Annotated in this window: 10 protein-coding genes; 2 read left to right on the top strand and 8 right to left on the bottom strand. The window is 60.1% G+C overall.

Features of this window, described 5'->3' with window-relative positions:
* Window positions 1–61: 61 nt before the first annotated feature.
* A complete protein-coding gene (locus ACEN8R_RS08400; RefSeq protein ID WP_495624753.1) occupies window positions 62–4,777 on the top strand; it encodes a dermonecrotic toxin domain-containing protein in 4,716 nt (1,571 codons plus the stop codon).
* Between the two features lie 64 nt (window positions 4,778–4,841).
* On the opposite strand, the gene ACEN8R_RS08395 is transcribed toward ACEN8R_RS08400, so the two are convergent.
* From ACEN8R_RS08395 to ACEN8R_RS08360, 8 genes are all read right to left on the bottom strand, one after another.
* Window positions 4,842–7,226, bottom strand: a complete 2,385-nt coding sequence (locus tag ACEN8R_RS08395) for an efflux RND transporter permease subunit (RefSeq protein ID WP_495624752.1) — start codon at window positions 7,224–7,226, stop codon at window positions 4,842–4,844.
* A 28-nt stretch (window positions 7,227–7,254) separates the two neighbouring features.
* On the bottom strand, window positions 7,255–8,322 hold the full coding sequence (locus tag ACEN8R_RS08390) for a WD40/YVTN/BNR-like repeat-containing protein (protein ID WP_477742990.1): 1,068 nt from the start codon (window positions 8,320–8,322) through the stop codon (window positions 7,255–7,257).
* Window positions 8,323–9,383: 1,061 nt separating this feature from the next.
* A complete protein-coding gene (gene pepN, locus ACEN8R_RS08385; RefSeq protein WP_018929610.1) occupies window positions 9,384–12,041 on the bottom strand; it encodes an aminopeptidase N in 2,658 nt (885 codons plus the stop codon).
* Between the two features lie 10 nt (window positions 12,042–12,051).
* Window positions 12,052–12,882, bottom strand: coding sequence for a DUF2797 domain-containing protein (locus ACEN8R_RS08380; protein WP_018929611.1), 831 nt, complete (start codon window positions 12,880–12,882; stop codon window positions 12,052–12,054).
* Window positions 12,879–13,139: a YeaC family protein gene (locus tag ACEN8R_RS08375; protein ID WP_007937782.1), complete on the bottom strand. Its 261-nt coding sequence runs from the start codon at window positions 13,137–13,139 to the stop codon at window positions 12,879–12,881. The genes ACEN8R_RS08380 and ACEN8R_RS08375 overlap by 4 nt, the downstream gene beginning before the upstream one ends.
* A gap of 31 nt (window positions 13,140–13,170) precedes the next feature.
* Complete coding sequence (locus tag ACEN8R_RS08370) at window positions 13,171–14,040, bottom strand: rhomboid family intramembrane serine protease (protein ID WP_018929612.1); 870 nt, start codon at window positions 14,038–14,040, stop codon at window positions 13,171–13,173.
* Window positions 14,037–15,011, bottom strand: a complete 975-nt coding sequence (locus ACEN8R_RS08365; RefSeq protein ID WP_172901237.1) for a metallophosphoesterase — start codon at window positions 15,009–15,011, stop codon at window positions 14,037–14,039. Before ACEN8R_RS08365 ends, ACEN8R_RS08370 begins: the two co-directional genes overlap by 4 nt.
* A complete protein-coding gene (locus ACEN8R_RS08360; protein ID WP_495624751.1) occupies window positions 15,008–15,898 on the bottom strand; it encodes an NAD(+) kinase in 891 nt (296 codons plus the stop codon). Before ACEN8R_RS08360 ends, ACEN8R_RS08365 begins: the two co-directional genes overlap by 4 nt.
* A gap of 123 nt (window positions 15,899–16,021) precedes the next feature.
* Here ACEN8R_RS08360 and ACEN8R_RS08355 point away from each other — a divergent pair, with 123 nt between their 5' ends.
* Entirely contained in the window at window positions 16,022–16,972 is a 951-nt protein-coding gene (locus ACEN8R_RS08355; protein ID WP_018929614.1) for a DUF1853 family protein, read from the top strand.
* The last annotated feature ends 22 nt before the right edge of the window (window positions 16,973–16,994 follow it).

Genomic DNA, 16,994 nt, shown 5'->3' with positions numbered 1-16,994 from the left:
CGCACATCCATTCCGGCCTCGCCTTACTTTGCGTGACTCAACCCATGCAAAGGATTGCATCATGCCGATACCTGCATCCCCCCCTGCCACGGCGGACATGACCGATATCATCGCGCACGCCGTCAGCGCCCGCTTCAGCTCCCGCCCCACCCTGCGCTCGGAAACCGCTCGCCTGCTCAAGGACGGCGTACTGGAAAAGTACCCGCAACTGGACTTCGACCCCGAGCGAACCAAAATCGCGCAGCCGATTCCCAACGGGGCCTGGCGCCTCACGTTACTGCTGGACCTGGTACTGGATTATCTGGCCAGCGGCACACCTGTCGATTTCAGCGAGCGGTTCGGTCGTGCCTGCTTTCTGACCAACCGTGCGCCCGCGCAACTGACTGTCGGCAAAACCACATCACGCCTGCCTGATCTCCAGGTGATTGCGGGGGTCATCCTTGAGCTGCCCGACTTGCTGCACATCGGGCTCCAGGAATCGCTGACCCTTTACTGGAACCAGAAGGACGAGGCCGGCGTCAGCCGCTGGCAATGGCTGGGAAACTTGCTGGCCGGCGTCCTGCAGACATCCGCGACCCGCCTGTCGAAAAGCAACCCGGTGCAGGCCGGGATTCTCGCGGAGCTGGCCAGCCACCCGGACAACCTGCAGCGTCTCCAGCAATCCTGGTCAAAAGGCCCCATACAAGCCTGCACCCTACAAACCACCCTGACCAACGGTGACGTCTCCATTACGCTGCAGGCCTCCGAGCTCCTGGTGACTTGTGGTGAAACCCATTTGTTGTGCAGCGTGACCGGCAAAATCGAGCCCTTCGCTTCCCTGGAAGCTTTCGGCCTGGCTTGGGGCGCACGGTTTCAGCGGGCATACAAAGCCGATGTCATCACCTGGAAGCGGTTTGAGCCGGACGGCAACATCTTTGACATTCAGGCTGCCCTGCTCCTGAACCGGCAACTGGAAGATCTGGCTGCGCTCAAACTGCCCGCCAGCCAGGGCCTGGGCGAGTTGGCGAAACACGTTGATGCGATCACCGAAGTCGCCACGCTGTTCATCGACAGCCAACCGGACGAGGCCGTTTTTCAACCGATACAGGCGTCGATTCCCAGGTGGTTGCAAGCGGCGACACCCACTGACCGCATGGCCTATCGCAAGCACGTCCTGGCCATGGCCAGCGTCAAGCAACAGACCCAGGGGCGCACCTTCAACGATGGCATCGACGACCTTCGTACGTTTGCCCGAAAAGCCTTGCACAAGCAGATGCAGGAAGATTATCCGCTGGCGCCCGGTTACAACTCCGACGAACTGGAACTGACCTTTCATGTACCCGTCGGTGACCTCGGCAGCGGCTACATCGAAACCGTCAAAATGACCCTGACCGAGCTGGCGATCAACAATCTCGCCGCAAAACCCAAGGGCCGCATGACTGTCCGTCACACGGGAGATCAACTGATTCAGCAGTGGACTACCGACGCCTACCTGCTGGACCTGGTGAGCCGGCTCAATGTCGGCCAGCACTATCCCGAACTGATCGAAACCTTGCTGCTCGGCGAGACCGACGACGCACGGGAGCGGGAACGATTGTTCGCGCTGGAATTGTCGGTTCATCTCCCCCTGCTGGCCCTCGAGCATTCGATCAAGGGTGAGCACGGGTTCACCCATCTGGGGTATCGCTATGTCGATGCGTTGATGAATCGCACCGCCGCCGAACGGGTCGTCAACGAACAGGCCGTGGTCATCCGGCCCCTGGCGTTCCAACGCAAGGACGGCGCCGACTGTGATGTGGCCGCCAACATGTTCATCATCGAGCCCAAAGACTTGCAGGCCAGTGGTCCGCATATCCTCTATCGCCCGTTGTACACCCCGTCACTGCAGCAATACGCCGCACGCAGCGACTTGCTCAAAGCGGTCGCGCAACAGGGCGCGCTGCAAACCAGCGTGCTGACCTGGCTCCCGGACCGCGCACGTCCGGTTTACGACAACAACGGTTTCAACGAACCGCATATCAACCACTTTCACATCGGCGACGAGTTCTCGCCGCCCGACAAGCCGAAACCGGCGATTCTGGCAGGCGACGAAGCTGCGGCCCGGTGGCTCAGTGCAGTGGAGGAAGGTCGATTGCCGGCCAGCCTGTTCGCCAGCAACGCCCGGGCGCTGGCCGATCTGGCTGACAGGCAATCGGTGTCCAATGCCGAAAGCCGTTGGGCGATCATCCTTGAGGGTGGCTGGCTGGTCTTTAACAACCTGGTACTGCCACTGTTGCGCGGCCCGGCAATGCTGGTGGGCTGGATGCTGCAAATCACCCATAGCCTGATCAACGACCTGCCCGCACTGGACAGTGATGACCCAACTACCCGGAATCTGGCCTGGATCGATGTGCTCTTGAACATCGGCCTGCTCCTTTTGCATGTCGCACGAACTCAAGGTGAACGGCCTGCACTCGCGCCAGAGCGCATGGGCGAAGACGCTCCGGTGACCCTCGATCCGCTGCGCCGTCTGTTGCCACTGGACTTGCTGCATCCCGAGACAACCATCACTCAAGAAACACCCGGACTGCCCTCCGAACCGCCGGGCAGTGGCAATACGTTGCTGGATTTCAACCTGTCGACCGCTCGGGACTCGACCTCGGCGCGGCTGTTCAACAAGCTGCAGGCGGTCAAGGTTGCATGGCCCGCGTCTCTGCCAGAGCCTGTTGCAACCGGTCCGTTCAAGGGGCTGTACCGGATCGACAACAAATGGCACGTCACGGTCGCCGGCCTGCTGTTTCGCGTGAGTGTCGTGCCCGGTTTCGGTGAGGCCTACCTGGTGCATCCCGAGCATCCCGACCATCCGGGAATCAAGCTCAAAACCGATGGATACGGCCGGTGGACGCTGGATCAAGGGCTGAAACTGCTCGGCGGAGGACGTAACGCCAGGCGGGATGCCCTGCGCGAGAGCAAACAACAACGCATCAGCCTGCTGGAACTGAACCACCAGGAATTCTTGCAGCAACAGACGCAGGTGCAAAAACGCGTTGATATCGCGGAAAAGCTGATGGAGCTGAAAACAAACGACCCCGCCAGCAGCGAGCAGGATCGCACCACTTTTCGCCAACGGTTCGCAGACGAGCTGGACAAACAGAGCGAAACCTATGTCACGGCGCTTGCCGAAATCCGCGAAAAAAGCGCTCTGAGCAAATCCGATCCCGATCCAAACCTGCAGCGCAACTTGCTGGAGAATCTCATCAACAACGCGCGCAAACGTGTGGTCATCGCTGACCGGGAACGGGAAGCCATCAATCGAACTTACGCGGACTTGACCCGCGGTATCGAACACTTGCGCGAAGCAATCAAGGACAAGGGCAACGTCGTACTGGATCGATACTTCGAATTCATGCGCAGGACCTCCGAAGTCAACGAAACCATGATCAGGTTCTACGAAGAAACAGAGAGCCGACTTGCGGAGCTTAAACACCTGTCTCGCTTGGGCTTGGAGGACTGGAAACGGTTGACCGACAATCGCTCCGAGAATGAATTGACCGCTTTGCGAGTCAAATCCTACCAACTGAGCATCTTGCGTATTCTCAGCCTGAAGGAACTGGGTAGCGCCACCATGGCCCCACTCGAACGCGCACTCGATCCCCTGATGTTGCTGTCTCGCTCCCATTCCGAACTGCAAACTTCTCGCACTTATAACAATAGCGATCGGATCGCCGTTCTGGACAACCTGGTCGATCACTACCGCAAAGCACTGGACGGGCTTGAAAGTATCGGCATCTTCAATGCAGAAGAATTACAGCCGGCGGCTTTCAATCGCTTGCGAGAGATCATCGGTGAACTGCGCCTCGATGCCGAGCGACGTCTGGCCGACGACCTTCAAAATCTCCCGCGACCTTCGGTCTCCGAGCCCGGTCCGTCTTCACCCGCAACCAGCAAGCCCCCGATCCAGCGCCCCTCTTCATGGGCCAGTCGCAAGCGGGTCATCAAAACCGCCAAGGGCACTCTGATCGGTGATATTCGCCCCCGCGTGGCTAACCAGGGCGGAGACATTGTTGATATCAACGGTCCACTCGAAGATGCACCACTGGCTTCGTTCCATGAACATGAACCGAATGTCTGGGTAGAAATGATCGAGGTCAGGCAGCCCGCACCCAAGGCCTCCGCGCACTCCTACGCACAGCTCAAAGGGGATGCCCGCAAGGCAATCGCCAATGTCGACAAACAGGTAAGGAAGATCGAGGGTTACGCGCAACGCGCAAGCTCACCCAAGGAAATTGAAGAGCAATTGCAACGCGAAGCACAAAAGCTGACCGGGTATGCCGAGGGCCTGGAACACCATGAGGCACCCTCGCCAAACCGGGAACAAGATGCCTCGTTAATTCGCGATTTACGCGATCACGCGCGAGCCCTCGACAGTAAGGCATCGGAACTGCGCATCCGCATGACACTGGCCCAGCCCCCCAGCAGTGAGGGTGTGGAGTTTCTGTTACGGTGCAAGGAGGTTTACCCACGCATGATCGGTAATCGCGTACAACTGAAAACCGGACGTAAAGACTTCATGCAGGAGTACGTCCTGTTGAACAAAGACGATCAACCCTGGGGGTACGCGCATTTCCACTATGAGCGCTTCGATGATGCCAAGACGCAATATACCCAGGCCCATCTGAAAACCAGGGAACAACGGTTCGAAACCTACGAATCGGCGATGGCCAAGGCTACAGATCCGAAACAGAAAATCGATATCCACCGCGGGATCATCAGCAAGGAACTGGCCAACAGTGCATTCCTGACGCTACAACCACGCTGAGTGATTCGGTCCCCCATAAAAAAAGCCGCAACCTGAGTTGCGGCTTTTTGGGTCAGGCTGACGCCTAGTGAGCAAACAGCGAGTTGCCCTTCTGCCCCGCCAGTTTCTCTGGCTTGATCAGGAACCGCGCCAGCGCCGGCAGCAGCCACAACGCGCCAAACATGTTCCAGAGCAGCATGAAGGTCAGCATCAGGCCCATGTCGGCCTGGAACTTGATCGCCGAGAAGATCCAGGTGCACACGCCGATTGCCAGGCACAGACCGGTGAACAACACAGCTTTACCGGTGGACTTCAGCGTCTGGTAGTACGCCTCTTGCAGCGACAGACCGGCACGCAGGAAGCTTTCCAGGCGACTGTAGATGTAGATCCCGTAATCCACGCCGATCCCCACCCCGAGTGCCACCACTGGCAAGGTCGCCACTTTCACACCGATGCCCATGAACGCCATCAGTGCGTTGCCGAGCACCGAGGTCAGCACCAGCGGCAGCACGATGCACAAGGTCGCCGCCCAGGAACGGAAGGTGATCATGCACATGGTCGCGACGCAGATGTACACCAGCACCAGAATCGTCAGTTCGGAACGCTTGATCACTTCGTTGGTGGCGGCCTCGATCCCGGCGTTACCGGCCGCGAGGAGGAATTCCAGGCCTTCCTTGTTGTTGTCCTTGGCGAAGTCCTGCACCGCATGAACCGCGCGATCCAGGGTTTCGGCCTTGTGATCGTTGAGGAACACCAGCACCGGCGCCAGGGAGCAATTGTTGTTGTACAGACCATCGGCACGGGCGATGGAGTTGTTCAGCACGTCCGGATTGCGCGACAGGGTTTCCCATTTCAGGTTGCCCTCGTTCATGCCCTTGATCATCTGCTTGGACACGGTCACCAGCGAGATCGCCGATTGCACACCCTCGGTGTTCTGCATCTTCCACATCAGTTCGTCGATCGGTGCCATGGCCTCATAGCGCGAGCAACCTTCGGGCTTGGTCTTGACCATTACCACCAGCACGTCGGAACTGGTGGAGTAGTTGTTGATGATGAAGCTGTTGTCCTTGTTGTAACGCGAGTCCGGACGCAGTTCCGGCGCGCCCTGGTCGAGGTCGCCGATTTTCAGGTTCTGGCTGTACCAAAGGCCACCGCCAAAGGCGATCAGCGCCAGGAGAATGGAGACCGGTGCGACTTTCGGGCTGGCAAAGTTCGCCAGCAGGCGCCAGAAGGGATGCTCGCGGTGCGCGTCTTTCTTGCTGCGGTCGACGGCGCGTTTGCTGATACCCACGTAGGAAATAGCTACCGGCAGCAGGATCAGGTTGGTGAATACGATCACCGCCACGCCGATGGACGCGCCGATGGCCAGTTCACGAATCACGCCGATGTCGATGATCAACAGCGTGATAAAGCCCACCGCATCCGCGAGGATCGCGATCATCCCCGGGAGGAACAACTGACGGAATGTTCGCCGCGCCGCAGTCAGTGCGTTGTCCGCCTCGCTGGACTGCAAGGCGATACCGTTGATTTTCTGCACGCCGTGGGAAATCCCGATGGCGAAGATCAGGAACGGCACCAGCATCGAGTACGGATCCAGCCCGAAGCCGAAAAAGTGCATCAAGCCGAGCTGCCAGACCACCGCCACCAGCGTCGTACTCAGTACTGCCACGGTGCTGCGCATGCAGTTGGTGAACCAGTACAGCAGGATCAGGGTAATGACGAAGGCAACGCCGAAGAACATCACCACCATGACCAGCCCATCGATCAGGTCGCCAACTTTCTTGGCGAACCCGACAATGTGGATCTTCACGTTGGGGTTCTGGGCTTCGAACTTGTTGCGGATCTTGTCTTCAAGTTCGTGTGAGAACTTGCGGTAGTCCAGTGCCAGCAACTTGCCCTGGTCTTGCGGGTCCGGGTAGGACTCCAGCAGCGGGATGTCGACGATGCTCGACTTGAAGTCGTTGGCCACCAGCCGCCCGACTTGCCCGGACTTGAGCACGTTATTGCGCAGCAGGTCGAGGCTCTGCTGGGAGCCGTTATAGCTCTGGGGAATCACCTCACCACCGGCGAAGCCCTCCTCCGTCACCTCGGTCCAGCGCACGCTCGGGCTCCACAGCGACTTGAGGCCGGAACGGTCGACGCCGGAGATGTAGAACACCTCGTCGTTGATCTGGCGCAGAGTCTCCATGTACTCCTTGGAGAAGATGTCGCCATCGGTGGCTTCAATGGAAATCCGTACGGTGTTGCCCAGGTTCGCCAGATCGTTGCGGTGCTCCATCATCTTTTCAATGAACGGATGCTCGAGCGGGATCATTTTTTCGAAACTGGTGGACGGCCGGATCAGCGTCGCCTGCCAGAACAGGAAAATACTGACCAGCAGGCAGATGACGATCACCGCCGGGCGGTTGTTGAAGATCAGGCGCTCAAGAAACGTCGCCTTATCCTGATGAGGAGTGCTTAAGGATGTCATAGACCCGCCTTCTTATTATTTGCCCGGCTCATTTGGACGACCCGTTTGTGCCATTCTCTGCGCCCGTTGGCGAGGTGACGCGCACGCCGCCCTGGCCTGCCAGAATCAGATTACCGTTACCCGCCGCCGTGACCGACGAGACGGAAATGCGATCGGGACGGTTGAACACGCTGAAGGTCTCGCCGTCGTCGCTGCTGCGAATGACACTGCCACCATTGCCGACGATCACGATGGAACCGTCGTCGAGCAATGTGGCGCCGGACAGGCCGAATTCCAGCGCACCCCGTGCAGCCTTGAGTTCGACCTGCTCCCAGGTGGTGCCGAAATCCGTGGAGCGGTAGAGATTGCCCCTCAAGCCGTAGACCAGCAGCGTGGCCGGTTGCGCGGTGCCGATGACGCCGAACAGCGAGCCCTCGTAGGGGCCTTCAAGCTTTTCCCAGGTCTGCCCTTCATCGGCGGAACGGAACATGCTGCCCTGCTCGCCGACGATGAAAATGCCGGAATCCTTGACTGCAGCTATGGCGTTGAGGTGGTACTGGTCTTCGTTGGCCAGGCGATCGCTGACGTCTTCCCAGTTTTTGCCACCGTCGGTGGTTTCCAGCAAGGCACCGTAGGCGCCCACGGCATAGCCGCTGTTGACGTCCTTGAACCAGACGTCGAGCAGCGGCGATTCGCGGCGCAGGTCTTCGAATTGCTTGGTCCAGGTGACACCGCCGTCTTCACTGGCGAGGATCTGCGCGTCATGGCCGACGGCCCAACCGTGCTTGTCATCGACAAAAAATACCGCTGTCAGCAGTTGCCGGGTCGGCACCTTGGCTTGGGTCCAGGTTGCGCCCTGGTCATCGGAATAAAGAATGTGCCCGCGATCGCCGACCGCCACCAGGCGTTTGCCGGCATGCACGACATCGAGCATCAGGCCTTTGCTGGCCTTGGCGGATTCAATGGAATAAACCACGTCGGTGGTCGGCGCGGCAGCGGCCAGCACAGGAGCCGACAACACGGCACAACCCAACAGCGAGAGCGCTGTAGCCAGCAACGCGAACCTGCGTAACGCCGGCGGGCGGCAAATACTCACACCCATGACAGGCTCACTCATAGACCTTCCCCCATTATTATTGTTAGGTCATTCAACCTTTCAGGGCGCCGTAAGGGGGTGCTCACCGGGACTGCCCTATTCCAGAGCATAGTCCTGAAACCCGCAATCCAGAGCCCCTTCGGAAGCTGGGCTTATCCTATCGGGGTTTGGAAAGGTCTGACAATCGACGCCACGTTATGTTTTGTTAACCGGGGGGATATGGGGTGTGGGTGAATGGGGAGGCATTCGGAGCGGTGATTGGAGTCTGGGGTCTGGGGTCTGGGGTACATATCCGTTTCTGCGGTAACGGCGGCTATTGGTTCCGCTCTTACAGCGGGTCACTTTGGAAAAGCGCCAAAGTAACCAAAGCGCTTTTGCCCCTTTCGTTCGGTGCCTCGCCCAGGCTCGGCATGCCCTCGCTCCGGTCCTGCTCCGTGGGCCCGCCGCCATCCGCCATCCATGGCCGGGGGCGGCTAACCCGGCATCCATGCCGGGTTGCCCACTACGCAGAACCTCCACTCGGCCTCTCGAGGGGGCGGTGCGTCAAAATCAAAAACAAGGCGGCCTACCGGCCGGCCTGATCTCACGTGCACGCATTTCCCTGTAGGAGATGTCGAGCGAAGCGAGGCTGCGATCTTTTGATCTTGCATTTGCTTTGCTTTGCTTTGCTTTGGCTTTGGCTTTGGCTTTGGCTTTTGATCTTGATCTTGATCTACCCGCCCCTTCGGGAGGCTGAGCGCAGGTGTTCATCTGGGGATTGGCGCGCAGCGCCGTTCGACGCAGTCGAACCCATCGCATGTAGGTCGTAGCGAAGCAGACCGTAGGGCGATGCCCCCAGATGGATACCGGAGCGAAGGAACGCCGAGCCTCAGCGAGGGGCCGACGCTTGGGGCGAGACCTTTTGGGTACTTTTGGGGCGTTTGCCAAAAGTGCCTCGCCGTAAGGGCGAAACCCTAAGTAGCCGTTACCGCAGAAATGGATATGTACTCCATCAAAAATCCCGGTCGGCTATCAGGCCGCCATCGCGAGCAAGCCCGCCCCCACAAGGTCCGAGTGAACACTTGAGAGAGCAGGCAACCAAATCAGGCCAGGCTTTTGCTGACCACTTCGTACACGTCGCTGGACAGCTGCCCCGAAGCGAGAATCCGCTCCAGTTCGCCTTTCATCAACGCCTGACGGGCGCTGTCGTACTTACGCCAGCGGGTCAACGGCGCGAGTTGGCGAGAAGCAATCTGCGGATTGAAGCCGTTGAGCTCAATCACCAGATCCGCCAGGAAGCGATACCCGGAACCATCCACCGCGTGGAAGTTGATCAGGTTCTGCCCGGCAAACGCGCCGACCAGTGCCCGCACCTTGTTCGGGTTCTTGATGTTGAACGCCGGGTGCTGCATCAAGGCTTTGACCCGCGCCAGACCGCCGGGCAATACACTGCCGGCCTGAACGCTGAACCACTGATCCATGACCAGCGGATTGTCCTTGAAGTGCTCGGCGAAGCTCGCCAGTGCCTTGGCTTTCTGCGCTTCGAACGGCGAATTCACCAACACGGCCAACGCGGTCAGGCGCTCGGTCATGTTGTCGCAGCTGTCGAACTGCTCAAGGGTTGCCGCCAATACTTCTGGCTTGTCGCTGAGCATCAGGTAGGACAACGCAATGTTCTGCAGTGCGCGGCGGGCGAAGTGCTCGGCCTCGGCCACATACGGAGTCTTCTTCGACAGATCGCGATTGGCTTGATAACGCAGCCACAGCGCTTCGAACAGCGTGTCCGCCAGTTGCTTGCGCGCAAATTCGCGAGCGGTGTGGATCGCTTCCACATCAGCCACTTCGCTGATTTCGGTCAGGTATGCCTCGCTTGGCAGCGAGAGCATTTCAGCGACCATCGCCTGATCCAGCGTCTCGTCGGACAGCACGGTACGCAGGGCTGCAACCAGACGCTGATCCAGCACCAGCGCCTCGCCCTTCTGCTGCTGGGCGATCAACTCTTGCAGCACCTGCACCGACAACTGCTGGCCGGCATCCCAACGGTTGAAACCGTCGCTGTCATGCTGCATCAGGAACATCAGTTGATCGCGGTCGTACGGGAAGCTCAGTTTTACCGGCGCCGAGAAGCCGCGCAGCAACGACGGCAGTGGTTTTTCAGCAATGTCGACGAAGGTGAAGGTCTGCTCGGCTTCAGTCACCGAGATCACCCGCGAAGTGCCTTGAGCACTGGCTTCACCGGACAGACGCAATGCAATTGCCGCGCCTTTCGAATCAAGCAGACCCAGCTCCACCGGAATCACGAACGGCAGCTTCTCAACCTTGTCCGGGGTTTCCGGGCAGCTCTGGCGGAAGGTCAGGCTGTAGGTTTTCGCCGTGGCGTCGTAGGACTCGCTCACCGCCAGACGCGGTGTGCCGGCCTGGCTGTACCAGCGCTTGAACTGGGTCAGGTCGACGCCATTGGCATCTTCCATGGCCTTGATGAAGTCGTCGCAGGTCACGGCCTGGCCGTCATGGCGTTCGAAGTACAGGTCGCTGCCTTTGCGGAAGCCATCGGCCCCGAGCAAGGTGTGGATCATGCCGACCACTTCCGAACCCTTTTCGTACACGGTCAGGGTGTAGAAGTTGGAAATCTCGATGAAGCTGTCCGGGCGTACGGCGTGAGCCATGGGGCCGGCGTCTTCGGCGAACTGGTGGGTGCGCAGGTACGCCACGTCCTGGATGCGCTTGACCGTGGCCGAGTTCATGTCGGCCGAGAACTCCGAATCGCGGAACACGGTGAAGCCTTCCTTGAGCGACAGCTGGAACCAGTCGCGGCAGGTCACGCGGTTGCCCGACCAGTTGTGGAAGTATTCGTGGGCGACGATCGCTTCGACCCGCTGGTGCGCGGCGTCGGTAGCGGTTTCGGCACGGGCCAGCACGGCGCTGGAGTTGAAGATGTTGAGGCCCTTGTTCTCCATGGCGCCCATGTTGAAGTCGTTGACCGCGACGATCATGAAGATGTCCAGGTCGTACTCGCGACCGTAGACTTCTTCGTCCCAACGCATGGACTTCTTCAGGCTGTTCATGGCGTGCTGGCACTTGTCGATGTTTTCTGGCTCGACATAAATGCGCAGCGCCACGGAGCGCTCGGTCATGGTGGTGAAGGTGTCTTCGACACACCACAAGTCACCGGCCACCAACGCGAACAGGTAGGCAGGCTTCTTGAATGGGTCTTCCCAGGTCGCCCAGTGGCGGCCGTCTTCGCCGGGACCGGAGGCAATCGGGTTGCCGTTGGACAGCAGCACCGGATAGCTGTGCTGCTCGGCGACCACCGTGGTGGTGAACGTGCTCATCACGTCCGGGCGGTCGAGGTAATAGGTGATCTTGCGGAAACCTTCGGCCTCGCACTGGGTGCAGAACATCGTGCCGGATTTGTACAGGCCTTCCAGGGCGGTGTTGGTTTCCGGGTGGATCCGGACGCTGGTGTCGACCGTGAAGCTTGTTGCGGTCGGGTGCAGGGTCAGATGGTTCTCGGTCAGTTGGTAGTCGGTGGCGCTCAGCTCCTGGTCGGCCAGGGTCACCGACAGCAGCTCGAGTTGCTGGCCGTCGAGCACCAATGGCGGCAGGCCCGGGCCACGCTCAGGGTTGCGGCGCATCACCAGTTGCGCATGGACCAGGCTGTGGTCCTCGAACAACTCGAAGGTCAGGTGCGTCTCGTCGATCAGGTACTCGGGCGCCTGATAGTCCTTCAGGTAAATCATCTTCGGTTGTTCGGTGCGCATGCTTGAGTCCTTACTGATGCACGGCGAGCTGGTAGGCCGTGTATTTACGAATATTGATCACGCCGGTGTCGAAAATCAGGTATTGACCCTTGATCCCCAACAGCGTGCCTTCGGCAATCGGGTTCTTGTCCAGGTTGAAGCTGACGATTTTGGCCGGGTACTGCTCGACCGGATAGCGGATTTCGAGCGGTTCGACGTCGGTAATTGTCTGGATTGCTTGTAGGCCGAATCGTTCCTGCAAACTGTGCAAACCTTCGGCACAGCTTTCAAACAGCTGATCGCGAACCTGCGCCAGGTCCACCGACACCGCATCGCCCTTGAGCAAAGCACGCCAGTTGGTCTTGTCAGCGACTTGACTGCGGAACAGGTCTTCGACGAAGCCCGACTGCTGGCGGGTCGAGACGCGCACGATCGGCAAGGCCTGGCTGGCACCCTGATCGAGCCAACGGGTCGGCAGTTGGGTGGCGCGGGTAATGCCGACCTTGATCCCCGACGAATTGGCCAGGTAAACCACATGGTCGGTCATGCAGAACTTCTCGCCCCACTCAGGCTCCCGGCAAGTGCCGGCGTCGTAGTGGCAACGCTCCGGGCTCATGATGCAGATGTCACACTGGGCCAGTTTGGTCATGCACGGGTAGCAGTAACCCTGGCTGAAACTGGTTTTGGTCTTGCGTCCGCAATGGGTGCAGTGGATCGCCCCCAGGTACTCCAGGCGCACCGTGGTGCCGATCAACGGATTGACCGGTACCTCGGCGTCGCCCAGACGAAAAGCGTACTGCACGTTCGGCCCGTCAAGGCGCGCCGACATTTTGCTGATTGCACCGCGGCCAATCTCGATCAATGGATGGCATCCGACTTGAACAGAATATTCGGCACTTCGATCGACTTCGACGCGCACTCCTGCGGGCCCATGTAGCCGGTGCGCTGTTCCTCGGGCAGGTTCTGGATTTCCCAGGCGATCATCGCTTGCAGGGAGAGTTCGCGCTGCTCGGCGGTGAGTTTGCCACCGTCGGACCATTTGCCGATTTCCACCGCCAGTTTCAGGCTCTGGTAGATATCCGGGGTAATGTTTTTGATCATTTCGTTAAAAGAGGACATCAAGGGCTCCGCGCTCTTCATTCATAACTGATTAGACGGCCAGTTTACGGCGGTTGTACAAACCGCCCAACAAACCGGTGAAGCATCCGATGAGTAACCCGCCGACGTGGGCCGCGTTGGCAATTTCGCCGAAACCGATCATCGAGACCAGCCCCGACAGGCACAACAACAGCCACACCAGCATCATCACCAACACCCCACGAGGCAGGCGATAAGCAGGGTTCGGCGACAACAACTGGAAGATCCAGCAATGCCCGAGCAGGCCGTACAGCACCCCGGACAACCCGCCAAACAGGGTCGGGCCGCTGAAAAAAAACTGGGCATAGTTGGATACCAGGCTGAACAGCAACGTCAGGCCGATCAGGTTGATGCTGCCCTGACGCGACTCGATGCGCCGCCCCAGCTCCCAATACCACATGCCGTTCATGGCCAGGTGCAGGATGCCGAAGTGGATCAGCATCGGCGTCACCAGACGCCACCACTGCCCCGCCGCCAGGCTGTCGGCCAGTGGCGTGAAATGGATGTAGTCGCCGACCACGCGGAAATCGAGGAAGGTCAGCCAGCGCATCGTCTCGAGGTTTTCGCCCAGCAGCGTCACCACGCCGACGATCAGGCTCAGCAACAGCACGAACGCCGTGGCCTTGCTGTGGCGCAACTGCTCGACAAAACCCGGACGTTGCAGGGTCGGCGCCACCGGGATATCCAGTTGCTGATCGGGGTCGCCGGCCGGAAAGCGTTCGTACAACGAGCGAACGTCTTCGCTGATGCTGGCCGGTACCCACAGCACCTGCTCGCCCGCCTCTTCGCTGACCCGATGGGGCACTTGCATGCGCTGCAGCAGTTTGACGAACCCGCTCAAATCTACCGCCAGTGGTAGACGCAATACCGCCACCGCCGTCATTGCAACACCTCCGGCCGCTCGACATCGACCCAGACAAATTTATGCGGGTCGAGACGGGTTTCCTGATCCAGACGATAAGCGACCAGTTTGCCGTAGAGCACCGCGCTGTAATCCAGGCACGCCAGGTTCGGGCGGATCGGCGCCGGTTTGCCGCTGCGCCAGTAGTGGCCGACGAACAGCATCGGCTCATCGATGCCGTAGCGCAGCAAGTTGTCTTTTTCACTGGACGACAGCGGCGTGCGGGCCACCGGCTCGGGCAAGGCGTCGGGCTGGAACACGATGTCTCCGTAGGTTTGCGGGTCGTCTTCCCAGAATTTAGTGCGGAAAAACGAGCGCGTCAGGCCGTCGCCGCTGGTCATGGTCAAACCGTGGGGCAAGCGCATGTCGGTGCCGCGCAGCAGGCGATCGAACACGGTGCAGGCGAAACTGCCGGGCACTGCGGAGGCCTGGAGGAAATGCTCGTCGATGCAACCGTCGGGGAACAACCCGCGCAACGGCTCGATCAGGCTGGCATCCCAACAGGCATGCACCACGCGGAAACGCTCGGCATCGACGAACAATGGCAGCTTGTAGAACCATTGCAGGAAGTCGTGCCAATCCTGGGGATGATCTTCGAACTGGGTCAGGGTTTCCTGAAGCAGGCGGGCGTGGCGCGGGGTGTGCTCGCGCACGAACTGTTTGCCGCTGCCCGGCAGCGCCGGCGTGCTCCAGCCGAGGGCGTTGAATTCATGATTGCCCATGATGCACAGCGCCTGGCCGGCCTCGACCATGTCGTGGACGATGTGCAGCGCCTCGCGAATCCGCGGGCCGCGGTCGATGATGTCGCCGAGGAACACCGCCATGCGCGACGGATGCCGCCAGACACCTGCCTGTTTGTGGTAACCGAGCCGGTCGAGCAAGTGCTCAAGGGTCAGAGCGCAACCGTGCACGTCACCGATCAGGTCGTAGCTACGCGCGGGATCGAGCATCAGTCGCCTCCACCACCCAACTTGCTGCCCCAGCCGAGCTTGGTCCGGCAGACTTCGTAGTAGTTGTGGTCGAGTGGGTGAATCAGCCGCAGCTTCTGCGCTTTCTTGCTGATGGTGATGGTGTCACCGGGCGCGCAGGTGAAGTGGTTCTGCCCATCACAGGAGACTTGCGGGTAAATCTGCATATCTTTGGACACGACGATTTTCAGCTCACTGTTGCCATCGACCACAATCGGCCTACCCGACAAGGTATGGGGGTACATCGGCACAATCACAATAGCGTCGAGCTTGGGATGCATGATCGGGCCGCCCGCAGACAGCGCGTAAGCGGTCGAACCGGTCGGCGTGGCAACGATCAGGCCGTCGGCCTTCTGGCTGCAGACGAACTGGCCGTCGATGTACAGCTCGAACTCGATCATTCGCGTCGACTTGCCGGGGTGCAGCACTACATCGTTCAGCGCATCGCCCTGGCCGATGGCTTCGGCGTGGCGCCGGACTTCGGCTTGCAACAGGAAGCGGTTTTCCACCAGGTAATGGCCGTCGAGCACTTCGGCGACTTTGACTTCCAGCTCATCGGGGCGAATATCGGTGAGGAATCCCAGGCTGCCACGGTTGATACCGAGCACCGGGATGTTGTGCCGGGCCAGCGCCCGGGCAGCGCCCAGCAGGCTGCCGTCACCGCCGACCACAATCACCATGTCACAGACTTCACCGAGCATCTTGCGCGACGAAGTTTGCAGGCCATGGCCCGGCAGGACTTCGGCGATGGTGTCTTCGAGGATCACGTGCAGGTGACGATCGAGCAGAAACCGTTTCAGTCGGCGGACGGTATCCAGCACCTGAGAACTGCCCAGGCGACCGATGATGCCGATATTACGTAATTGCTCCATGGGGCTCCTATTGGGACGCGGCGGCCTGCGACGGCGAAAAACACGATTATGGGCGAAAGCGCGGCGTAGACAAAACCCTTTCAGCCACAACGGTGTGCTCTAGTTTCGGGCTATGCTCGCAAGATGATCCTATTTCCAGACTTGCTCCAGTTACCTCACCAGTTGCGCCACCCTGAAGTGCGCGACCTGGCTTGGGTCATCCTCGCGCCGCCGATGCTCGACGCCACCCCGTGGCCGCAGCGTCATCCCCTGGCCGGCAGCGATTGGGTGCAGGCGCCGGAGCGCCTGGAACACTGGCTCAGGCATCTGGATCGTGACAGTTACGATTTGCTGCACTGGCTGGCCCAGGCCAGGACCCGGCGCCTGGGTTTGTACTACGAACGGCTGTGGCAGTACGCCGTGCGGCACGCGCCGGGGATCGAGCTGATCGCCGCCAACATGCCGATCCGCCGTGAAGGCCACACCTTGGGCGAGCTGGACATGCTGCTGCGCGATCGCGATGGCGTGCATCACCTGGAACTGGCGATCAAGCTCTATCTCGGCCCGCAGAACGGTGACGGCCGTGACACCGCGCAGTGGCTCGGACCAGGCTGTCATGATCGGCTGGACCGCAAACTGGAACACCTGAGCCGGCATCAATTGCCGATTTCCGCGCGGGCGGAGAGCCGTGATGTGCTGGCGTCGCTGGATATCCAGCAGTTCAGCGCGCATCTATGGCTGGGCGGTTATCTGCTCTATCCGTGGCCGGGGCAGGCCGAACCACCTAGCGGTGCACATCCTCAGCATTTACGCGGTAGCTGGCTGCACCAGAAGGACTGGGCGGAGTTTGTCGTCCAGCGTCCGTACGGTCGCTGGCAACCCCTGCCCCGCCATGCCTGGCTGGCGCCAGCGCACTATCCCAAGGAGCAGACCTGGAGCGCTGAACAGCTGGACACGTGGCTGAGCGATCTGGACCCGCTGGCACCGGCGCAATTGATGGTGCGGCTGACAGAGAATGCCAAAGGGGATTGGGAAGAGGCCGAGCGGCTGTTTCTGGTGTCCGATCTTTGGCCGAATGTGCCGGGCAGTGGTTGAGCGCTTGCAGTGCCCGCCCGGT

The sequence above is a fragment of the Pseudomonas sp. Pseusp15 genome, from assembly GCF_059492165.1.
The sequence above is the reverse complement of the archived record's forward strand: the minus strand, read 5'-3'. Positions and strand labels throughout refer to the sequence as shown.